This window comes from Odoribacter sp. N54.MGS-14, assembly GCF_000980295.1.
GTDB classification, from domain to species: Bacteria; Bacteroidota; Bacteroidia; order Bacteroidales; family Marinifilaceae; genus Odoribacter; species Odoribacter splanchnicus.
Map to the genome: position 1 here is coordinate 15,296 of NZ_LARL01000006.1, position 22,190 is coordinate 37,485.

Consider the following 22,190-nt stretch of genomic DNA (forward strand, 5'->3'; position numbering starts at 1 on the left):
AAAATATACACAAAAACAACAATACCCAAGTTGCTAATCCTGTCAACTTTCACTAAGTCGATGTTATTATTTATACATAGAGAAGCTGAACAAAAGGGAACTTCAAGACATAGCCCAATCGAACACCAGCACATATTGTCAGGAAATAAAAAGAACCTCGCCAAAGAAAAAGCATCTATAAAATCGATGAACTTTATAAACTTTCGCCCAGGTGACTATTCAATTATAAATAATCTCGACTCCATAGGCGGGGACATCCAGAATTATTTTCGAATTATCATAGCTAAAACGGTTACCGAATAGGGAAGAGAAGTTTTCCTCCCGTTTCATCTCCGGTAAATCGAGCTTTAAAGAGACCGTTTCTTTGCCTTTGTTGAAAACTATGAGGACATTTTTACCGAAAAAAGAACGGATATAAGCGTAAATTTGCTTTTCCACCCGAAGGGGGATAAAATCCCCATAGAGTAAAGCCATATGTTCACCTCGCAATTGATTTAAAGCACTCAGCTTCGACTTCACGTTCAGCTGTTCGTCGGTCCATTCCTCCCCCTGCCCAAGTATTCCTTCCTTTTTCGGCCAACCGATTTCATCCCCTTCCCCAATCATAGGAATCCCCGGAATCGTCACATTAAAAGCCAGAAATTGGACTAATTTCCGATAGACCGTATCCTGTCGCTCACTCTGTACAGGCAAAAGGGAAAATTCATCGGTACGGGTGACAAAACGCGGAGCTTCGCCGTTACCCGAATAATGAATCCCTAAATAGTCATTCTCCGCATCCTGAAAAGTAGCATTCAATGCCTGTGCTAAAATTTCAAAACCCGTATTCGACCTGGCAAAAACCGCAGTGGCTTTATCAAAAACAAAACGGTCTAATCCGGCAAGACTGTCCGTTACGACAACGGTCAGCCGGCACCGCCGAGCTTCCAGCTCCAACTTTCGAAGATCGGCAGACAAACTATCAGCCGAAGCTTTCGGAAACAAATAGAGCGTATTTATCCCCAAGTCTTTGAAATAACCTTCTACCATTTTTTGACCGATAGCAGCAACCTCTATATTCGAATAAGCCGGGTTCATCGAATCGGCTATGAACCCGGTATCCGGCGTGGCCAACTCTTTCACTTCCAAACCATAAATAACTGTAGTCCTCTTATCTGTATTGTTCAATTGCCCGACTTCGGTAATCAATTTGCCTCGTCTAAGAGGGATAATAATCGCATTTGAAATACTGAAACTATCTCTCGCCCAAATCCTCAACTCTCCATACTTCAACTGACGGGCAGCTTCGGGCAACACGATACCTACCCTCTTTTCCGTACAGGAAAGGAAATTTTCTGCCAGTTTATAATTTTGAAAATAAACAGCCCAGTCTATTACCGGAGAGGTACTCTGTAAAAAAAACGTATCTCCCCTTACTTCATCGGTACCGATATAAAAACCGGCATCCGGATTCGGCCGCATCACCGGAATCTGATAATCATATCCCTCGTAACGGATGTTCATCCCGGATAATAACACACCTGAATCCCCGGCAATTACTCCTAACGTAGAGGCCGTTTTGTCCCAATACAACTTTACACCGGCAAGCGGAGTAATTTTTTTAATTTTTTCAGGATATAAGAAATAATCCTTCAGATCGACCCAAGTGGTATCGGACTTCAGAAAAACGGGCGAAGCCAAATGGGACAGGCCCGGTTGATCGGGAATTCGCAATTCTTTTGTCCTGCAACACACGATACAGGATAAAATTATAAAAGGAATCAATATTCTCATCAACATTCGTAAATCATTAACTTATCAAAGATATAATAAATTTATTACCGATCGACAGACAGAGTAGAATCCCGTACAATTAATTCGGGTTTCAACAACCGGGTCACTGTCGGGACCTCCTCTTTATCCTCGATGCGGCGAATCAACAAACCGGCAGCAATATTCCCTACCCGATACCCATCTTTATTCACGGTAGTCAAAGCGGGAAAGGTTACTTCTGTCGATGGTTCGTTACCATATCCGCATACAGCAACTTCTTCCGGCACCCTGCATTTCATCTGCCGAAGTACACTCAATACATGCACGGCAAAGGCATCGTTAGCGGCAAAAATACCATCGACTCCGGAATGCAACACCAATTGCCGGGTAATTCTATAAACTTCCGACACATCCTCACATTCGACGATCAGTTTTTCATCGGTGAACAAATGCCGGTCTTTCAACGCCTGCAAATATCCTTTTTCTCTTTTCTGCGCCCAAAGATAACGGCGGGGCAAAGCGATATGTGCAATCTTCCGGCATCCACCGTCAATCATATGTCTGACCACCGTACAGGCTCCTTTATAATCATCTTCGAGTACCCGGTCGGTATCCAGATTGGGAGCTATACGATCGAAAAACACCATCGGAATCCCCTCATGCTGCAATTTCACAAAATGATCCAGGTCATTCGTCGTCCTGGCAGGCGCAACTACCAAGCCATCGATCCCGGATTTCTGGAGAAACTGACAGATCTTTACCTCTTGTTCATAATCCTCTCCATTTTCAAACACAATCACCTTATACCCAGATGAATATGCAGAACGAATCACACTACTCACAGCACAGGCATAAAAATAATTTCCTAAAAAAGGAACCAGCATAGCGATCGAGTTAGATCTTTTATTTCTCAGACTCAATGCCAACGCACTAGGTTTATAGTGCAATTCTTGTGCCAAAGCCCTCACCCTTTCCTGAGTAGCCCGGCTAATATCCGGATGCCCCTTCAGTGCACGCGAAACGGTAGAAGGAGCCAACCCAAGTATTTCAGCCAATTTTTTTAAGGATACAGAAACTGCCATATCGACTTTTTATTTTTTAACGCCTGTAAGTATGAAAAGTTTCAGCAAGCGATTTCTGTTATTTTCTGAAATAAAAACGATTATAACACAAAAGTTCTCGGAAGTTTAATATAGTTTTGATACGAAATAACTAGCTAAATCAAGATATATATTTTACATTAAACAAATAAAACAGTGTATGTACGCGTAATTATGAATTTATGAATAAAGACTAAAAGCAAAACAACAGTCCATAAAAATGCAGAAATAGGTTACAGACGATTATTTAATTCTTATTTTTTATTATGTTTGTCACATTCCTTAGAGAAGGGAAATATAGAATTTAGTCGTTATTTTATTCTTGTCAGAGAAACCGCCAATTTTGAACAAAAGCAAGAATAAAATGTAATGTTCATGCATAAGCGTGGGCTGTTGTGTTTTGCTTTTAGGTGCTTGGCGGTACCCTTCTGACAGACACTCGGAACACGCTTTTTTTTAGAACTAAACTACGATTAAAATGAATATTAGTGCGGAAGAATTCCACATCCACTTTATCAGCTATGCAAATATCCCCTTTAAGGCAGGAATATATGCCAGTGATCTGTCTATAGACTGGGGAGACGGAACAAGTTCAATTCTGAAAGAAAAACAATACTTCAACATCGTCCATCACTATCAGCAAGAAGGACTGTTTCATATCAAAATTTCAGGCCACCGGATTTCAAATCTGAATGTCAGCCGGTTAAATTTAGTCGATTTACAACTCGAACATTGTCCTTCTTTGGAATATCTGAACTGTTCGATCAATGAATTGAAGGAACTGGATCTTTCCTCATGTCCGGCATTGGAAGAGTTGCATTGCAATTCCAATAATTTACAAACCCTGGATCTCAGTTCCAATCCAAAGTTGATGCAATTGAATGTTTCCTATAATCTTTTGGAAACCCTTGACCTTTCTTTATGCCCTAAGCTTCAATCTTTGTATTGTTCATTCAATCACCTGACTTCCGTTTGTTTGAACCATTGCAGGGATATTCTTTATATAGACTTGTGTAATAACTTATTAAATAAAGAAAAATTAGATCTGTTATTCAGCCAATTACCCCACCGGACGAAACGGGCCATGATCTATTATCTGGAAAACCCAGGCAGTGAATTTTCTGATTATCATCTTCTCAAACTAAAAAACTGGGATTAACAGATACTTTTTAGTTTTTAGTTTTCACTTTTTGACCGAAATAATATAACTTTGCGCCTCATAAATATCAACAAAATAAGGAATTAAATAAAATATATTATGGGAAGAGCGTTTGAATACCGCAAAGCACGCAAATTGAAAAGATGGGGTAATATGGCCCGTACGTTTACCAGAATCGGAAAAGAAATCGATATTGCCGTAAAAGCCGGTGGCCCCGACCCAGCAAACAATACCCGTCTTCGTATTCTGATTCAGAATGCCAAGGCTGAAAATATGCCTAAAGAAAATGTAGAACGGGCTATCAAACGAGCAATCTCTAAAGATACTTCTGATTACAAGGAAATCACTTATGAAGGATATGCACCTTATGGCATTGCCATCGTTGTAGAAGCAGCTACAGACAACAACACGCGGACCGTAGCGAATGTACGCCATGCCTTTACCAAGTTCGGGGGTTCGCTAGGAACGACCGGCTCACTCGACTTTATGTTCGACCGGAAGTGTGTATTCAAAATTAACAAACCGGAAAATTTCGATCCGGATGAATTCGAACTGGAAATGATCGACTACGGAGTAGATGAAATCTTCGAAGACGAAGATGGAGTAATCAATCTCTATGGCTCGTTCGATGCTTACGGAAATATCCAAAAATACCTGGAAGAAAATAAATACGATATCGTCAGCGGAGAATTCACCCGTATCCCTACCGATACGAAAGAATTGACCCCTGAACAAAGAGCAGAAGTTGATAAAATTCTGGACAAACTGGATGAAGATGATGACGTAACCAACGTTTACCACAACATCAAAGAAGATTAATTCCGTTTATTCTTGCAGAATTAAAAATATTGTTGCATATTTGCACCCGCAAAACGGAATTTATCCGTATGCGACAAAATGATGACTTCGTAGCTCAGCTGGTAGAGCAATTGACTCTTAATCAATGGGCCGAGGGTTCGAGCCCCTCCGAGGTCACTGAGAATAAACCACCTACTTTCGTAGGTGGTTTTCTTTTTATGCTTGTTTTTCTACTATTTAAGCAAGTTGTTTTAACTAACAATCATGTCCCGGAACGATTCAGGAAACGGCCGAATTATAATGATGACTCCAGCCAACCAATAACCCGGATTTCTTATATCCGGCACTAATGTATCCCGAAACCCGTAGCATACGACTAATTTTACCGGACGAGGTGATGTTGCCTCAGTTAAAATTATTAATATCATGATAATAGGTTATCTACGTGTCAGCACGGAAAAACAACATCCGGCCAACCAGCAGGATGAAATCAGGCGTTTTGCCGAAAGTAAACAACTCATCGTCAATCATTGGGTCACAGAAGTTGCCAGCGGCAAAAAGAGCGAACGCGACCGCAAACTGGGCGTACTGTTACGCCGACTTAAACGAGACGACACACTGATCGTCACGGAAATTTCGCGTCTGAGCCGGACGCTCACGGATATCATGGCGATTATGGGCAAATGTCTGGAAAGGGGAATAAATCTTTATACGACCAAGGAAGGCTACTCGTTCGACAACACGATCAACAGCAAAGTTCTGTGTTTCGCTTTCGGACTGGTGGCGGAGATCGAACGTAACCTTATCTCTATGCGTACACGCGAAGCGTTGGCACTACGGCGTGCGGAGGGAATGGTTTTGGGACGGCGCCACAGTAGCTATACCAAGATGAACGTACTGATCAAGAATCGACAGGTCGTTATTACGATGCTTAATAAGGGGAAGTCCATAAGCGATATTTGCAAACATTTCGATCTTTCGCGCGATACATTTGCCAAATTCAGGATGAAATACCCATCTGTCCAGAAGGCGCTGGACAAAAAAGAACAACTTAGAATCAGTCGATTTAAAAACAAACAAATCAATGCTTAAGAAATGACGGAAATTCGGGTATATCACCGGATTCCCGCTCGATTTGACAGAAAGCCGCCATAACTATCCTCCTTTATGTGTTTATACGTTGATTAAAACGTTGGTTTTCAACTACAAATTTATATCGTTTTTAGTATATGTACAAGATTAATATATAATATTTTTATAATCAAAGAATTATGATTGCCCATATGTGCCGTTATATGGTTTTATACCATGTATTATTCGTCCGAGGCGTTCAGAGGAACGTTTAAACAAGATAGATACAAAGGATAACATCCAAGTTTATCGTTGGTTAGAAGTATTAATCCGATGATATTTGAATGTCGAATGAAAAAAATCTTATTCTTTCTATTTACCTGTGCATTGACCATTGGAAGCGTGCAGGCACAGGAAGCGGCGGATTCTATAAAAATCTATTATCGCCGCGGGTACCGTAATGTCGATCCTTCATTCCGGGACAATCGGTCACAGCTGGAGTATTTCTTAAATTCGATCGGCGCGACATTAAAAAACGACCGTGTAGAAAAGATCGTCATCCGTTCATATGCCTCTCCCGACGGAGCGGTGCAGGCAAACGAACAATTGGCGGCCCGGCGGGCGGAAGAGCTGAAAGCCTATCTTGTCCGCGAAGGAAACGTTCCTCCCCATCTGATCGAACATCACGCCGAAGGTGTCGCATGGAACATGCTACGGGAGCAAGTCGTAGCATCCGACATGGCAGGACGTAACGAAGTATTGGACATTCTCGACCATACTCCGCTATGGATTTACGATGACAAGGGACACATCGTCGACGGCCGTAAAAAGCAGTTGATGGATTTGCAGAAAGGTAAACCGTATAATTATATGTTGGAGCATTTCTTTCCCGATCTGCGCAACAGCGTCAATATCACGCTCTATCTGCATGTCGTAGAGAAAAACTGCGAAAAACAAGCTGAAGCGGCTCCATCATACAAAGCCGAAAACACCGAGTCTTTACAAACTATCCTGGCCAAAGCACCTGCGGATAAGGAAATAGCCCCTCCTGCAACATCGACACCGACAACCGTCGATGTAAAGCCGGTACGTTCGTATCCGGCAAATACCGTCGGTGTACACGCTGGATACTGTACCTCGTGGATCACCTCTTACGGACTGACCTCATCGGCAAAACCGGGTTACGAAATCGGCGTAACCGACCGGGTCAGGCTCAGCCGGCAACTGCCGTTCTACCTGCGAACAGGAGTGAGCTTTATAAACAAAGGATACGAAGTCAACGGATTCGACGACAGTCGTACCACGATGAATTACATACAGATCCCTGTGGGTATCGACTACACCGTCGCGTTAGGAAAACACTTTGCATTTATACCGTTCGCAGGATTATATTACGCAGTCGGTATAGGCGGGAAACGTGAGGTTGAAGATGAAAAAATCTCCATCTTTAAAAAGGAAGGTGGATTTTCACGCCACGACATGGGCGTTTCGTGCGGGGTCGATGCTGCGTTCGGTCGCTTCATTATCGGAGCGGATTACCATACAGGACTTATCGATATCGACAAAACCGACACGATGTACGGGGAAGATAACCACAAAGTAGGATACAAACATGTCAGGAACCACTGTTTCATCGTTAGAATGGGAATTAATTTTTAATCTGGAAATGTCATGAAGAAGATAATAACTTGTATGATTTTTGGCTTATTGTCGTTGATTTCCTGTACGGAGTACGACGAAATCGCCATATGGAACAAGAGCGAGTATATAGATTCGCGTCTGGCCGCGCTCGAAGAGTTGTGCAGCCGGATGAACACCAATATAACCTCCCTTCAACTGATCGTAGAAGCATTGCAGGGCAACGATTACGTGACCGGTGTAACCCCGGTAGTAGAAAACGGGAAAACGATCGGCTACACGATCACCTTCATCAAAAGCGGTCCTGTAACGATATACCACGGAAAAGACGGCCAGCAAGGTACGGCGCCGGTGATCGGGATCAAACAGGATGGCGGCATCTATTATTGGACGTTCGACGGTGAATGGCTGACGGACGACCGTGGGGATCGGGTCATGGCACAAGGTATGGCCGGCAAATCGGCCTACGAACTGGCAGTCGAGAAAGGCTACCGGGGCACGCTCGAAGCATGGCTTGCATCGCTCAACGGAAGTAATGGCAACGACGGCAAATCGGCCTATGAACTGGCGGTCGAAAATGGTTATCGGGGCACCGAAGAAGAATGGCTGGAATCCCTCAAAGGCGATAACGGCATCACCCCTAAGTTGGAGATCAGGGAAGACGGTTATTGGTATATCTCTTACGACGGGGGACAAATGTGGACTAAACTGGATCGGGCTACGGGCGATCCCGGCCAAAACGGAGATTCGATGTTCAGCGATGTTGACAATTCCGATCCGGATTATCTCGTTCTGACACTGTCTGAAAACGGCGAACAGATAAAACTGCCTTACTACAAAGACAAATTCGACCTTTTGTTCGTCTCGGGAACCGACAAAGTGAAAGAGATGACGGTTTACTGTAGCGCAGGTACAACGGCAGTAGTAAACTACGAATTGACGAATCCTTTGAACGCACAAATTTCCATCGCATGCATTTCGCACAGCGGATACAAGGTCACGGTAGATAAAACCGGTAAGAAAATCTCTGTTTCCGCTCCCGACGATCCGGCAGCGATCAGCGAACCGGAAAGCGGGATACTGGTATTCGCTTCAGACGACGAACGCACCATAATGCGAAAACTGGTTGTCAAACAGATGAAGTATATCGAATATACGGCACACCAACAACTTGGGTGGAATAATGGTGCATATGGCCCTCGTTTCGGGGGTAAAAACTGCACGTTTCTTGACGAGCAATGTACATACGACAAAAATACCAAAGAGGGTAAATGGGCTTATACCGGAACGGTCGAACGGGTGAACGACGGTGCATTCCTCTATGAAGACCAAATAATAAGCATTGTCTTACCTTCAGGGATCGAGATAATAGAGGGTGTCGCTTTTCAGCAGAGCAGCATAGAAACAATTGAATTACCGAATACTTTAAAATCAATTGGAAATACTTGTTTCGGGTATTCAAAACTGACCCGAATTACCATATCGAAAAGTGTTGTCTCATTGGATAGGGCTGTATTTAGTAAATGCGCCGAATTGATTTCGGCCGATATTCAGGCCAATATTGAAGAATTACCCTCCAATACATTTGAGCAATGCTCTAAATTACAAAATATCAAATTGCCGGAATCACTAAAAAGAATATCTAATAATACTTTTATAAATTGTTCTCTCTTGGAAGAGATCACAATTCCCGATGCAGTTACCGTGATTGATGATAAAGCTTTCAGTCAATGTTCATCATTGAAAAAAGTAATTCTCGGAACACAACTCGAAAGAATCGGTACAAACGCATTCAATCAATGTTCTGCATTGGAAACGATCTTATGTCCGGATGAGACTCCGGCTACCTTGGGGAAAGGTGCTTTTCCCGTAGCAGACGGCTGGACAGTCACCAATGCCAGCTATAAAATATATGTTCCTGATGAACAACTCGAAACATACAGACAAGCTTGGCCGGATTATTGGGCTGCCCCCAGTAATTTCCAAATAACGAAAGTCATATATGGGATAAGCTCGATGCCTACGCAATAGGTATAATGACATTTAATAAATATCCCTCGGATCGTTTGATCCGAGGGATATTTATTAGGACAGGTCTTCGGTAGATCTGCAATTTTTGTAAAACATTTCGCTTATTCCCGTTTCAGGGCAGATGATCGCTGTGAGCAATGAACTTTCCCGAATCACCCGAACAGACTGCGGCAGATGTCCGCTATTCTGGAAACGAATGCCACTTCGATATGAGTCGCTTTGCGGGTAAATCCTTTTTTATTTCCCAAAGGCACAAAGATTCGTTTAAAACCTAGTTTTTCGGCTTCCGATATCCGCTGTTCGATACGACTGACAGCCCGAATCTCACCTGACAGCCCGACCTCTCCGGCAAAAACCGTATCTGCCGGAAGAGCTGCATCGATATTCGACGACAAAACAGCCATGACTACGGCTAAATCCAGTGCCGGATCACTCACCCGGATACCACCGGCAATATTCAAGAAAACATCTTTAGCAGCCAATTTAAAACCGACCCGTTTTTCGAGCACTGCCAATAGCATATTCAACCGACGCGAATCAAAACCCGTAGCAGAGCGCTGAGGCACTCCGTAAGCGGCTGTCGACACCAAAGACTGTACTTCCAATAAAATCGGTCTCACGCCCTCCACAGTAGCAGAAACCGCTATTCCACTCAATTCCTGATCATGATTGGACAAAAGTAGTTCGGAAGGATTGGTGACCTGCCTCAATCCTGATTGCAACATTTCATAAATCCCGATTTCGGAAGTCGAACCGAACCGATTCTTCATCGAACGTAAAATACGGTACATATATTGCTGATCACCTTCAAATTGCAGGACAGTATCCACCATGTGTTCCAGTATCTTGGGACCGGCCAATTGGCCGTCTTTCGTAATATGGCCGATCAATATAGTAGAAATCGTATTTTCTTTGCTAAAACGGAGTAAGGTATTGGTACATTCACGAATCTGAGACAGACTACCGGGAATAGAGTCTACAGCTTCGGTAGCTAAAGTCTGTATCGAATCGATAATCAATAAATCGGGCAGAATAGCACGTGCATGCTGCAAGACCATTTCCAAAGAATTTCCGGAAAGGAACAAACATTCGTCGTTTTCGGCTCCTAAACGCTGAGCTCTCATCTTTATTTGCGAAATACTTTCTTCACCGGATACATACAACACTTTTCCACAACGGTTATGAAGAGCGAACTGCAATACTAAAGTCGATTTACCGATACCCGGTTCACCACCTAACAGAATCATCGATCCCGGAACCATACCTCCTCCCAATACCCGGTTCAGCTCGTTATCTCCGGTATCCATCCGGACATCTGCATTCACTTTGATCTCGGACAAACGCAACGCTTTGGAGGAAGGATTGCCTATTATTGCATTCCCCCGGCTTTTCGAAGTTACCTCGACTTCTTCCACAAAACTATTCCATTCGCCGCAAACATTACAACGCCCGGTCCACTTAGCCTCTTTCGCCCCGCAATTCTGGCACACATATACTGTTTTCGACTTTACCATATCAACTTACAATCCGGTTAATAAAATTCCTCCTCATCTTCCCGGAGGCTTTTATTCATCTCTTTCGCCTCTGCCTCGGAAATCGTCTCATCGCAATCCAGGCGCTTGCTGATTCCGGCGGGACGGTCGAAAGGACGGCCGGACATCTTCAGCCCGGAATCGGCGTAAGCTTTCTGCAAAAATTTAGCCCAAATAGGCAAGGCCATATTAGCTCCCTGTCCATTAGCCAAATTCTGGAAATGGATGGAACGATCCTCTGCTCCAACCCAAACACCACCGACCAAGTCGGGAGTAACACCTATAAACCAACCATCAGCATGCTGCTGAGTGGTACCGGTTTTTCCTCCCATTGGATTCGTCAGTTTATATTTATAACGCAAACGAACACCCGTCCCGCTATTCACTACGCCTTCCAGCAAATTACACATCAGATAAGCCGTATTCTCAGTAATGACTTCGCGGGATTCGGGACGGAATTCCTGAAGTACGTTCCCGTACTTATCTTCAATCCGGCAGACAGGCAGCGGAGAATTGTATACACCCTTATTCGCAAAAATCGAGTAAGCTGCCACCATTTCTTTTACCGTAATTTCAGCAGTACCTAAAAATACAGAAGGTACCGGATCGATAAAACTGGTAATCCCCATCTTATGGGCCATTTGAGCAACAGCTTCGGGAGTAAATTGTTTCAATACCCAAGCCGAAATATTATTCTCCGAATTGGCCAATCCCCAACGTAAAGTAACCATTTCTCCCTGACGTTTCGTACCTCCCCGTGCCGACCAGGGTTCACCTGTCGGAAGGATAAAGGTTTGGGGAATATTCGGCACTTTATCACAAGGCCCGAGACCTTCCTGCATAGCCAGGGTATATAAGATCGGTTTGATGGTAGAACCGACCTGTCGCTTTCCGGCACTCACCATATCGTACATAAAATAACGGTAATCCGGTCCGCCGACATAAGCTTTGATATAACCTGTCTGAGGCTGCATAACCATAAATCCCGAGCGGAAAAATGATTTATAATGTTTGATAGAATCCAAAGGTGTCATCACTGTATCCCGGATACCGCTCCAGGTAAATACCTGCATTTCCAAAGGTTGATCGAACGTCTTCCGGATTTCGTCGAAACTCATCCCTTGCTTACTCAGTACCCGATAACGCTCGGACTGACGGATAGAACGGTCCAGCACCTCTTCAATCTCGGCAGGTGTCATGTCGTTAGAAAAAGGAGGACGGAGTTTTTTCACTTTTTCTTTATCGAATAAAGGCTGCAAATCCTGAGAAAGATGCTCGCGTACAGCTTCTTCAGCATATTTCTGCATTCTGGAATCCAAGGTCGTATAGATTTTCAATCCATCGGAATACAAATCATAATGCGAACCGTCTACTTTTACATTCTTTTTACACCACCCATACAAAGGATTGGTTTCCCAGACAATCGAATCCAGCCTGAACTGTGATAAATCTCTGTAACGTTTTCTATCGGGCTTATTCGCAGTCATAAACAAACGAAGATATTCCCGGAAATAAGTTGCTAATCCTTCTTTATGATCGACCCGTTTAAAATTCAATCCCAAGGGTAACTTCTTTAAAGAATCACACTCTTCGCGGGTGATTTTATCGTATTTATACATTTGAGATAAAACGACATTCCGGCGGTTTAAAGTAAGCTCAGGACGACGGACCGGATTATAGTAAGAAGAATTCTTAGCCATCCCGATCAACATAGCCGCCTGTTCGACTTTCAACGAATCCAAGGGAACCTGGAAATAAATATCTGCAGCCGAGCTGATTCCTACAGCCAGATTCAGAAAATCATATTTGTTGAGATACATGGTCAGAATTTCTTCTTTCGTATAGCTTTTTTCCAAACGTACTGCAATCACCCATTCCCGGAATTTACGAATCGCCAATTCAAACACATTCAAATCAGATTCACGGGGAAAAAGCATTTTCGCCAATTGCTGACTGATGGTACTTCCACCTCCAGCCGAAGTATTAGCCGTAAGTAATCCCTTAGCTACCCGGAACAATCCCCTCACATCGACTCCGCTATGATCGTAAAAACGGACATCTTCGGTAGCGATCAACGCATCGATCACAGATTGTGGAATTTCCCGGTATTCGATATATTTCCGGTTTTCCTTCTCAAAATAACGGTTCATGATAGGCCCGTCGGCAAAATAAACTTCGGAAGCAAACCGATTATTGGGATTCTCCAATTCTTCGAATGTAGGCATAAATCCTAATTTCCCGGCCGATATCAACCAAAAGAAAACAAAAACCCCGATAATGCCTACCAGCACTACCGACCAAAAGATCACAAAGAATTTCCAATATTTTTTAAACATACTCTTCCATCAAAATTTATCGGCACCGCTTTTATTGTTTAGAAGCTCTCGATTTGTTTAGAAAACATTGTTCTTCTCGAAAAAGCGAGAAACTCTGTTAGGAGAAACCTACAGCTTTTGTATTCAATTTGACAATGAATGCTCTTAACAGAAAATCCCAAGGATTTTCTCCCAACAGAATCGAATGTTCTCTCCACAATTCCAAAGGAATTCTCAACAATAAAAACGGTATCGTTTTTATTATGTGCCAAAGATAATGAAAATCAGATAAAAAAAAACGGTCAGCGTCTTGTTTGATCACCGATCGTTTTCGGGCTTACCGTCAAATTAATGTCGTCGGTTTGACTAATCGGAGGCAGGAAACCCAACCTGTTTTTATCAAAATCCATAGCACAGAAAACAGAATAAAAAATAGAATATTCACAAAATAAAGAACTCGGCAATGATTTATTACTGTATTTGCTTTTAAATCATTACTCGTTGAAAAAACAAGAAACCATCAAATTATTATTCAATAAATTACCGGATAACTTATCTTATACTCAGAAAAAATATAAAATTCAGAATCTCCTAACCAAGCTGAGAAAACAAGGTAAAATTCTAAAATAAGAATCAGAGAACTTTATCTTAGCGGTGGTTAGTCCGATTTAAATGCTGAATATATCTGCATTATTGAAAATAAAAGCTTTTATAATTCAATAAAAAAATGAATTATAAAAGCTTTTCAAACCAAACGCAAATTATTTATACTCGTCCCAGCTTTTGATCGCTATATCTTGCCGGTCGACTTTACAGATGGCATAAATGAAAGCACTGGCCAGACGAGCATTGGTAATCAGAGGGATATTATAATCCACGGCAGCCCGACGAATTTTATAACCGTTATCCAATTCCCGTTTTGTATGATTCTTCGGAATGTTAATCACCATATCTATTTTTTTATTCCGCAGGTAGTCCATAATATTCGGTTCTTTCTCTTCGTCGGGCCAATGAAGGATGGTGACACGAATACCGTTTTCCTCAAAGAACTTAGCCGTGCCTGCTGTTGCAAAAATATGATATCCTTTGGCAATGAGCATTTTTGTAGAATTGAGTAATTCCACTTTTGAACGGCTGGGGCCCGAAGAAATCAGAATATTCTTTTCAGGAATCCGGTTACCTACAGAAATCATACTCTTTAAGATAGCTTCGTAATAGTTTTCACCGATACATCCCACCTCTCCGGTAGACGACATATCCACTCCTAACACCGGATCGGCCTTTAACAAACGGGCAAACGAAAATTGAGAAGCTTTGACTCCGACATAATCCAAATCGAAAACCGATTTATTCAATTCGGCTACATGTTCACCCAACATAATCCGGGTTGCCATTTCGATAAAGTTATATTTCAAAACTTTCGATACGAACGGAAAACTCCGCGAAGCACGCAGGTTACATTCGATCACTTTGATATCGTTGTCTTTGGCCAGGAATTGCATATTGAAAGGCCCGGAAATATTCAGTTCTTTCGCAATAGCACGGGCAATCCTTTTAATCCGCCGCATGGTTTCCACGTATAGTTTTTGTGCCGGAAAGACAATCGTAGCATCTCCGGAATGTACGCCGGCAAACTCTACGTGTTCACTAATGGCATAGGCTTTTATTTCTCCATGCTGAGCTACAGCGTCTATCTCTACTTCTTTAGCCTGTTCGATAAATTCGGTCACCACAACCGGATGATCTTTAGATACTTCAGCAGCTAGTTCGAGAAAATGAACCAATTCTTCCCTATTGGATACAACATTCATTGCAGCTCCGGAAAGGACATATGAAGGACGAATCAACAAAGGAAATCCGACCTCATCGACAAACGTATAAATATCCTCCAGACTAGTCAATTCTTTCCAGCGGGGTTGATCGATACCCAGATGATCACACATCGTGGAAAATTTCTGACGGTCTTCGGCCCGGTCGATAGATTCTGCCGATGTACCTAAAATATTGACATGCTGACCGTTCAGACGCATCGCCAGGTTATTCGGAATTTGTCCACCGGTAGAAACAATCACTCCCCTCGGTTCTTCCAGCTCTACAATATCCATCACACGCTCGAAAGACAATTCGTCGAAATAAAGACGATCGCAGGTATCGTAATCCGTACTCACCGTCTCCGGATTATAATTAATCATCACAGAACGGTATCCCATCTTATTGATCGTATTCAAAGCACTGACCCCACACCAGTCGAATTCTACGCTACTACCGATCCGATAGGCTCCGGAACCCAGTACAATGACCGACCGGCCGTCATGTTCATACTGAATATCGTTTTCCGTCCCATTATAGGTCACATACAGGTAATTAGTCATTGCCGGATATTCTCCGGCCAACGTATCTATCTGTTTAACACAAGGTAAAATTCCCAATCCTTTCCGATATTCACGCACTTCCAGCATTTTTTGATGAGCAGTCAGCCGATCGTCTTTGATTGTCAGACGTCCGATCTGAAAATCTGAAAATCCCATTTGTTTTGCTTTCCGAAGCAGAACAGAACTCACTCCTGTAATGGTCGAATATTTATTCAGCTCATTTTTCAGATAATGGATATTTTGTAACCTCTCCAAAAACCATTTATCGATACGTGTCATCTCATGTATTTTATCCACATCGTATCCTCTGTCGAAAGCTTCGGCGATAGCAAAAACCCGTTTATCCGTGGGATTCACCAATTCTTCATCGATATCCGGGATTTCAATCTTATTTCCGGCAAATCCGTGCATACCTTGTCCCACCATCCGGAGTCCTTTTTGTATCGCTTCTTCAAAAGTACGTCCGATAGCCATGATTTCTCCGACGCTCTTCATAGAGGATCCGATCAGCTTGGACACTCCTTCGAACTTATTCAAATCCCAGCGCGGAATTTTACAAACGACATAATCCAAAGCCGGTTCGAAACAAGCGGTAGTCACTTTTGTAACAGAATTTTTAATCTCATGTAAACCGTATCCCAATCCTAATTTGGCAGCCACGAAAGCCAGGGGATAACCCGTCGCTTTCGAGGCCAAAGCACTGGAACGGGACAAACGGGCATTCACCTCGATCACCCGGTAATCTTCAGAGTTCGGATCCAGGGTATACTGAACATTACATTCTCCGACAATTCCGATGTGACGAATAATCTTGATAGCGATAGCCCGAAGTTTATGATATTCACTGTTACTCAAAGTCTGAGAAGGAGCCACTACGATACTTTCACCGGTATGAATTCCCAGTGGATCGAAATTTTCCATATTGCATACGGTGATACAGTTATCGTACTGATCACGGACAACTTCATATTCTACTTCTTTCCAACCTTTCAAAGATTCTTCGATCAACACCTGAGGCGAATAAGAGAAAGCACTGGCAGCCAATTTACGAAGTTCTCCTTCATCGGAACAAAAGCCTGAACCCAAACCTCCTAAAGTGTAGGCAGCACGTACAATAATCGGGAAACCGAGTTCTTTCGAAGCAGCGATGGCTTCTTCCATGCTATTGGCAGCAATACTACGAGGGGTTTTTACATCTATTTCGCGTAATTTATTGGCAAAAATCTCCCGGTCCTCCGTATCGATAATCGCCTGCACAGGAGTACCCAATACCTGCACATCATATTTTTCAAGGATGCCTTTCTGATACAATTCGACACCACAATTCAATGCAGTCTGCCCCCCGAAAGAAAGCAAAATACCATCAGGCCGTTCTTTTTTGATGACTTCTTCTACATATTCAGGAGTAACCGGTAAATAATAAATTTTATCGGCCACCCCTTCCGAAGTCTGCACAGTAGCAATATTCGGATTAATCAGCACACTGTATTTTCCCTCTTCACGGATGGCTTTCAAAGCCTGGGATCCAGAATAGTCGAATTCACCGGCTTGACCGATTTTCAATGCTCCCGAACCCAATAATAATATTTTATTTATTTCCTTCATGTCGATTTTAATCTTAGCTGGTTTTACCTGAAATGTTTTACTTATTACCTTTTCCCATGTTCTCGATAAACTTATCGAACAGATATTCTGTATCTACAGGCCCACTGGAAGCTTCGGGGTGGAACTGTGCCGAAAAAAAAGGTTTGGTTTTGTGGCGTATCCCCTCGTTAGTACCGTCATTGACATTCACAAAAAGAGGTTCCCAATCTATCGGTAATGTTTTATCATCGATAGCAAATCCATGATTTTGTGAAGTAATATAACAACGGTTGCTTCCGGGCTGCATCACCGGTTGATTATGACTGCGGTGACCGTATTTTAATTTATAAGTCACAGCACCGGCAGCTCTTGCCATCAACTGATTGCCTAAACAAATCCCCATAATCGGTCTATCACCGGTCAAAATTTTTTTAATATGCTTGATGGTTATATCACATTTAGCAGGGTCACCGGGACCGTTGGACAAAAAATATCCGTCACACTCTTCCTGAGTAAAATCATAATCCCAGGGAACCCGTTTAATGGTCACATCCCGTTTCAAAAGACAACGAATAATGTTATACTTCACCCCACAATCCACTAAGATCACTTTATATTTTCCATGTCCGTACTCCACTACTTCCTTCGTAGAAACTTCGGCCACAATATTATGTTCATTGGGATCATAAAAAGGAATCGAAATATTATCGAATTCTATTCTTCCCAACATAGCTCCATGTTCACGCAATTTCTTTGTCAATGCCCGTGTATCTATACCAAAAAGTCCCGGTACCTGTTGTTCTTTCAACCACTGTCCGAGACTTTTTTGCGAATTCCAATGACTATATGCAAATGAATAATCGGAAATGATAATCGCTGTACAATGAATTTTATCCGATTCGAAAAATTTTGAAACCCCGTTTTCCTCATCATCCACCGGAACTCCGTAATTGCCGATCATAGGATAGGTAGGAACCAAAATCTGACCTTTGTAGGAGGGATCCGTCAAACTTTCCGGATAACCGGTCATCGCCGTGTAGAACACTACTTCACCGGAAACCGACTTCTCATATCCAAATGAAGTTCCTTCATAAACAGTTCCGTCCTGCAGAACTAAACGCGCTTTCTTTAAATTTTGCATATCTATTTAAATGAACTAATTTATCAAACGTCCAAATTGGCGCAAAGGTAAAAAAACTTTCATATCACTACAAGAATATTTATGCATTTTTTATGCATTTATATTCACATATTCAAAATCGATATCATTTCAAATTCTGAATTTAATCTCTATCTTTGCCTTATGACCATTATTTAACGATATCATTTTATGAGAAATAAAACCAAAAGACTTTTAACTATACGCAAACTGATCGAATCGGAACTCATTTCTTCACAAGAAGAATTATTGTTCCGTTTGAAAGAAATGAACGTCGAAGCTACCCAAAGCACTTTATCCCGGGACTTGAAATTTATGAAAGTTGCCAAAATCCCGCATAAAGAAAAAGGGTATATTTATGTAATTCCTGAAAGTATTCAAAATGAACAACGGGAAGAAAAAGTTTCGGCTATTATCACCGACACCATACTAAGTATCGATTTTTCGGGCAATATGGCTGTTATCAAAACTTTGCCCGGATATGCCAATGCAGTAACCGTCCTCATAGACAGTGAAAATTACTTTGAAATTCTGGGAACTATTGCAGGAGACGATACTATTTTTATCGTTATGCGCGAAGGAGTCAGCCGAAGCGAATTAATCGAAGCATTGACTTCCGTCCATCCGGCTATCCATACCTTATATAAATAAATATTTTCTGAATAAAAAGTTCCATAAATCCTGTCCGAAGGACACCTCTATACTTTTATAAACTTTATAAACTCTATAGTATGCTGTACAACCGAATATTTTATCCGTTTTAACTCTCAATACATTAGATAAGTCCGGAAATAGCAGATTTCTTTTTTTCCTTAAACCTTAATAAAATAATTTAAGCTAGTTCATTTCCTAATTATAAAAATAGTTCGTAAACTTGCATCCCGTATTTTTAACGAAGTATCATGCAAGTTTTAAACACTAAAAATGAACTAATTAGCCTTCTGGAAAATCTCCGTAAAGAAGGAAAAAAAATCGGATTTGTTCCCACAATGGGAGCTTTACATGAAGGACATTTATCCCTCGTAAAAGAAAGTAAACACAATAGTGATATCACTGTAGTCAGTATATTTGTCAACCCAACACAATTCAATGATCAGGAAGATCTGAAAAGATATCCCCGAACACTGGACAAAGATATCGAATTACTGAAAACAGTAGATTGTGATATCGCATTCGCACCTTCTGTTGAAGAAATTTATCCGGAACCGGATACCCGAAAATTCGATTTCGGATATATAGAAACAGTGATGGAAGGAGCGAAAAGACCGGGTCACTTCAATGGAGTAGGTCAGGTAGTGAGTCGTTTATTCGATATTGTTCAACCCGATAAAGCATTCTTCGGAATGAAAGATTTCCAGCAAATCGCTATTATCAAAAATATGGTGAAACAATTAAAATACAACATCGAAATCATTCCGTGTCCGATTATCCGGGAAGAAAATGGACTAGCCAAAAGTTCACGTAACACATTGCTCGATGAAGAATACAAAAAAAATGCTCCTCACATATACGCTACTTTAAAAAAAGCTCGTAACTTAGCTTCACAAATGAATGTCAGTGAATTGAAAAAATGGATTGCTGACGAAATCAACAATAATCCATACCTGGAAACAGAGTATGTCGAAATTGTCGACGATACCACTCTAAAAGTTGTGGAAAACTGGTCAGAAGAAGGAACTAAAGTAGCTTGTATAGCTGTATATGCCGGAAAAATCCGACTGATAGATAACATTGTATTCTAATTTTAAATCCATTTTAAAATTATCATCATGTTTATAGAAGTAGTCAAATCTAAAATCCACAAAGCAACCGTCACTGAAGCTAACCTTCAATATGTAGGTAGCATAACGATCGATGTAGCTTTAATGGAAGCCGCTAATATTATCGAGAATGAAAAAGTTCAGATCGTCAATGTAAACAACGGAGAAAGATTAGAAACTTATGTCATTAAAGGCGAAAGAAACTCAGGTGTCGTATGTCTGAACGGCCCGGCGGCCCGGAAATGTGCAGTAGGAGATGTGGTCATCATTATTTCCTATGCATCGATGGACTTCGAAGAAGCTAAAAAACATACGCCAACCTTGGTATTTCCGGACACCAATACCAATCGATTGATATGATCTGGGAATAAATCCCAGATTAAAATAATTGTAAATGAATTACTTATCATTCATAGAAAATAAAATTGTCAGAGAAAAAGAAACTCTGATCCATACTTTGAGTCAATGGAGATTTAAAGAAGAAAAAATTGTTTTCACGAATGGTTGTTTCGATATTCTGCACCGGGGACATATCGAATATCTCGCCCAAGCTGCCGGTCTTGGCCAAAAATTAGTTATAGGATTGAATACCGATGCGTCGGTCAAAAGATTAAAAGGTGATAAACGTCCTGTCAATAACCAGGAAGCCCGGGCTCTCTTACTTGCTTCACTTCTTTTTACAGACAAAATTATTTTCTTCGACGAAGATACTCCTCTGGAACTGATCCGGTTTATTCAACCCGATATTTTAGTAAAAGGAAGTGATTATAAACCCGAAGAAATTGTAGGTTACGACATCGTAAAAGCAAAAGGAGGGGAAATTATAACAATAGATCTTACTCCCGGTTTTTCTACCACTTCTATTCTGCAAAAGCTATAATTGATCAGCGTAATTATATTTTCTGATCGAATCAATTCCCGGAGATTGTTGCTTAGAAAAATATTGTTGAAAAGTTATTAATCGGCTGTTGAAAACTACTTAAAGAAACTCATATCTTTATTTGGATATCTCGTTTTCAACTCTTATTCGATATTTCACCCGAATAACCAAGAAAAGAATTCATTTTTATCTCAAAACATTTATACAAATTACTAACAGTTTTCCACAGTTCAAAATCTATTTTTTTTCTGTGAAATAGGTTACTGACAATTGTTAATAACTCATATAAATTATTGAATAAAAACATATTATATTACAATATCATGTTAGAAACACAGTTCCAATTTTTAAGAACGATAAAATCAAATAAATCGATCAACATTTTTGAAGACAACTAACAGTCTATTATAATCATCATTTTTTTTATAAAAGAATAAAAATATAATAATGAATATATGATTGTTGAAAAACGTCTTTGTGTAACTTTGCAAAACACTTTATTCAAATTTTTATGGAAAGCTATTTCCTTTGAAAAATAAAAAGTAGTAAGTTTGAAGATTGTATTAAAATAGGAATAATCTAAGATAAATGGAAATCAAAATTGTAAATCGTTCAAAACATCCGCTACCTGAATATAAAACAAAAGCTTCGGCTGGTATGGATATTAGGGCTAATCTGGAAGAAATCGTCACGTTGAAACCTTTGGAAAGAAAATTGATCCCAACAGGTTTATTTATCGAATTACCCGAGGGATATGAAGCACAAATCCGTCCCCGTAGCGGGTTGGCTTTAAATGAAGGTTTAGGACTATTGAACAGTCCGGGAACTTTAGATGCCGATTATCGTGGTGAACTAGGAGTTATCGTGGTGAATCTCTCTAATAATATGATAACGATCGAAGACGGAGAAAGAATTTGTCAGATGGTCATTAACAAGGTAGAACAAGCCGAATGGATAGAAGTAAATGAACTATCGGACAGCGAACGGGGAGACGGAGGATTCGGTCATACAGGAAAAAAATAATTATAAAATTAAAGAA

Annotated in this window: 16 protein-coding genes and 1 tRNA gene; 11 read left to right on the top strand and 6 right to left on the bottom strand. The window is 41.2% G+C overall.

Features of this window, described 5'->3' with window-relative positions:
- Nucleotides 1–219: 219 nt before the first annotated feature.
- Entirely contained in the window at nt 220–1,779 is a 1,560-nt protein-coding gene (locus WS42_RS02335) for an alpha-amylase family glycosyl hydrolase (protein ID WP_046450708.1), read from the bottom strand.
- A gap of 38 nt (nt 1,780–1,817) precedes the next feature.
- Complete coding sequence (locus tag WS42_RS02340; RefSeq protein WP_013612934.1) at nt 1,818–2,834, bottom strand: LacI family DNA-binding transcriptional regulator; 1,017 nt, start codon at nt 2,832–2,834, stop codon at nt 1,818–1,820.
- Nucleotides 2,835–3,330: 496 nt separating this feature from the next.
- Here WS42_RS02340 and WS42_RS02345 point away from each other — a divergent pair, with 496 nt between their 5' ends.
- The 6 genes from WS42_RS02345 (at nt 3,331) to WS42_RS02370 (ending at nt 9,549) form a co-directional block, all read left to right on the top strand.
- Nucleotides 3,331–4,011 carry a leucine-rich repeat domain-containing protein gene (locus WS42_RS02345; protein WP_013612933.1) on the top strand — a complete coding sequence of 227 codons (681 nt, stop codon included), beginning with the start codon at nt 3,331–3,333 and terminating at the stop codon, nt 4,009–4,011.
- A gap of 99 nt (nt 4,012–4,110) precedes the next feature.
- Complete coding sequence (locus tag WS42_RS02350; RefSeq protein ID WP_013612932.1) at nt 4,111–4,830, top strand: YebC/PmpR family DNA-binding transcriptional regulator; 720 nt, start codon at nt 4,111–4,113, stop codon at nt 4,828–4,830.
- 83 nt (nt 4,831–4,913) lie between these two features.
- Nucleotides 4,914–4,986 (top strand) — tRNA-Lys (locus WS42_RS02355).
- Nucleotides 4,987–5,235: 249 nt separating this feature from the next.
- Nucleotides 5,236–5,901, top strand: coding sequence for a recombinase family protein (locus tag WS42_RS02360; RefSeq protein ID WP_046450709.1), 666 nt, complete (start codon nt 5,236–5,238; stop codon nt 5,899–5,901).
- Nucleotides 5,902–6,231: 330 nt separating this feature from the next.
- A complete protein-coding gene (locus tag WS42_RS02365; protein WP_041556870.1) occupies nt 6,232–7,539 on the top strand; it encodes an outer membrane beta-barrel protein in 1,308 nt (435 codons plus the stop codon).
- Nucleotides 7,540–7,551: 12 nt separating this feature from the next.
- Entirely contained in the window at nt 7,552–9,549 is a 1,998-nt protein-coding gene (locus tag WS42_RS02370) for a leucine-rich repeat protein (protein WP_046450710.1), read from the top strand.
- Between the two features lie 152 nt (nt 9,550–9,701).
- Here WS42_RS02370 and radA read toward each other — a convergent pair whose 3' ends face one another.
- From radA to carA, 4 genes are all read right to left on the bottom strand, one after another.
- Nucleotides 9,702–11,063 carry a DNA repair protein RadA gene (radA, locus tag WS42_RS02375; protein WP_046450711.1) on the bottom strand — a complete coding sequence of 454 codons (1,362 nt, stop codon included), beginning with the start codon at nt 11,061–11,063 and terminating at the stop codon, nt 9,702–9,704.
- Between the two features lie 17 nt (nt 11,064–11,080).
- Nucleotides 11,081–13,417, bottom strand: coding sequence for a transglycosylase domain-containing protein (locus tag WS42_RS02380; RefSeq protein ID WP_046450712.1), 2,337 nt, complete (start codon nt 13,415–13,417; stop codon nt 11,081–11,083).
- 740 nt (nt 13,418–14,157) lie between these two features.
- Entirely contained in the window at nt 14,158–17,373 is a 3,216-nt protein-coding gene (gene carB / locus WS42_RS02395; protein WP_046450714.1) for a carbamoyl-phosphate synthase (glutamine-hydrolyzing) large subunit, read from the bottom strand.
- 37 nt (nt 17,374–17,410) lie between these two features.
- Nucleotides 17,411–18,493, bottom strand: a complete 1,083-nt coding sequence (gene carA, locus WS42_RS02400; RefSeq protein ID WP_046450715.1) for a glutamine-hydrolyzing carbamoyl-phosphate synthase small subunit — start codon at nt 18,491–18,493, stop codon at nt 17,411–17,413.
- Nucleotides 18,494–18,682: 189 nt separating this feature from the next.
- On the opposite strand from carA, the gene argR reads away from it, so the two are divergent.
- The 5 genes from argR (at nt 18,683) to dut (ending at nt 22,174) form a co-directional block, all read left to right on the top strand.
- Nucleotides 18,683–19,162: an arginine repressor gene (gene argR / locus WS42_RS02405; protein WP_013612914.1), complete on the top strand. Its 480-nt coding sequence runs from the start codon at nt 18,683–18,685 to the stop codon at nt 19,160–19,162.
- Between the two features lie 251 nt (nt 19,163–19,413).
- The gene (panC, locus tag WS42_RS02410; protein WP_046450716.1) at nt 19,414–20,253 is read left to right on the top strand and encodes a pantoate--beta-alanine ligase; all 840 of its coding nucleotides are present in this window, start codon (nt 19,414–19,416) and stop codon (nt 20,251–20,253) included.
- A gap of 27 nt (nt 20,254–20,280) precedes the next feature.
- Nucleotides 20,281–20,631 (top strand): aspartate 1-decarboxylase, encoded by a 351-nt coding sequence (gene panD / locus WS42_RS02415; RefSeq protein ID WP_013612912.1) that lies wholly within the window; start codon nt 20,281–20,283, stop codon nt 20,629–20,631.
- A 34-nt stretch (nt 20,632–20,665) separates the two neighbouring features.
- On the top strand, nt 20,666–21,151 hold the full coding sequence (gene rfaE2, locus WS42_RS02420; protein WP_013612911.1) for a D-glycero-beta-D-manno-heptose 1-phosphate adenylyltransferase: 486 nt from the start codon (nt 20,666–20,668) through the stop codon (nt 21,149–21,151).
- 588 nt (nt 21,152–21,739) lie between these two features.
- Nucleotides 21,740–22,174, top strand: coding sequence for a dUTP diphosphatase (gene dut / locus WS42_RS02425; RefSeq protein ID WP_013612910.1), 435 nt, complete (start codon nt 21,740–21,742; stop codon nt 22,172–22,174).
- Nucleotides 22,175–22,190: the final 16 nt, after the last annotated feature.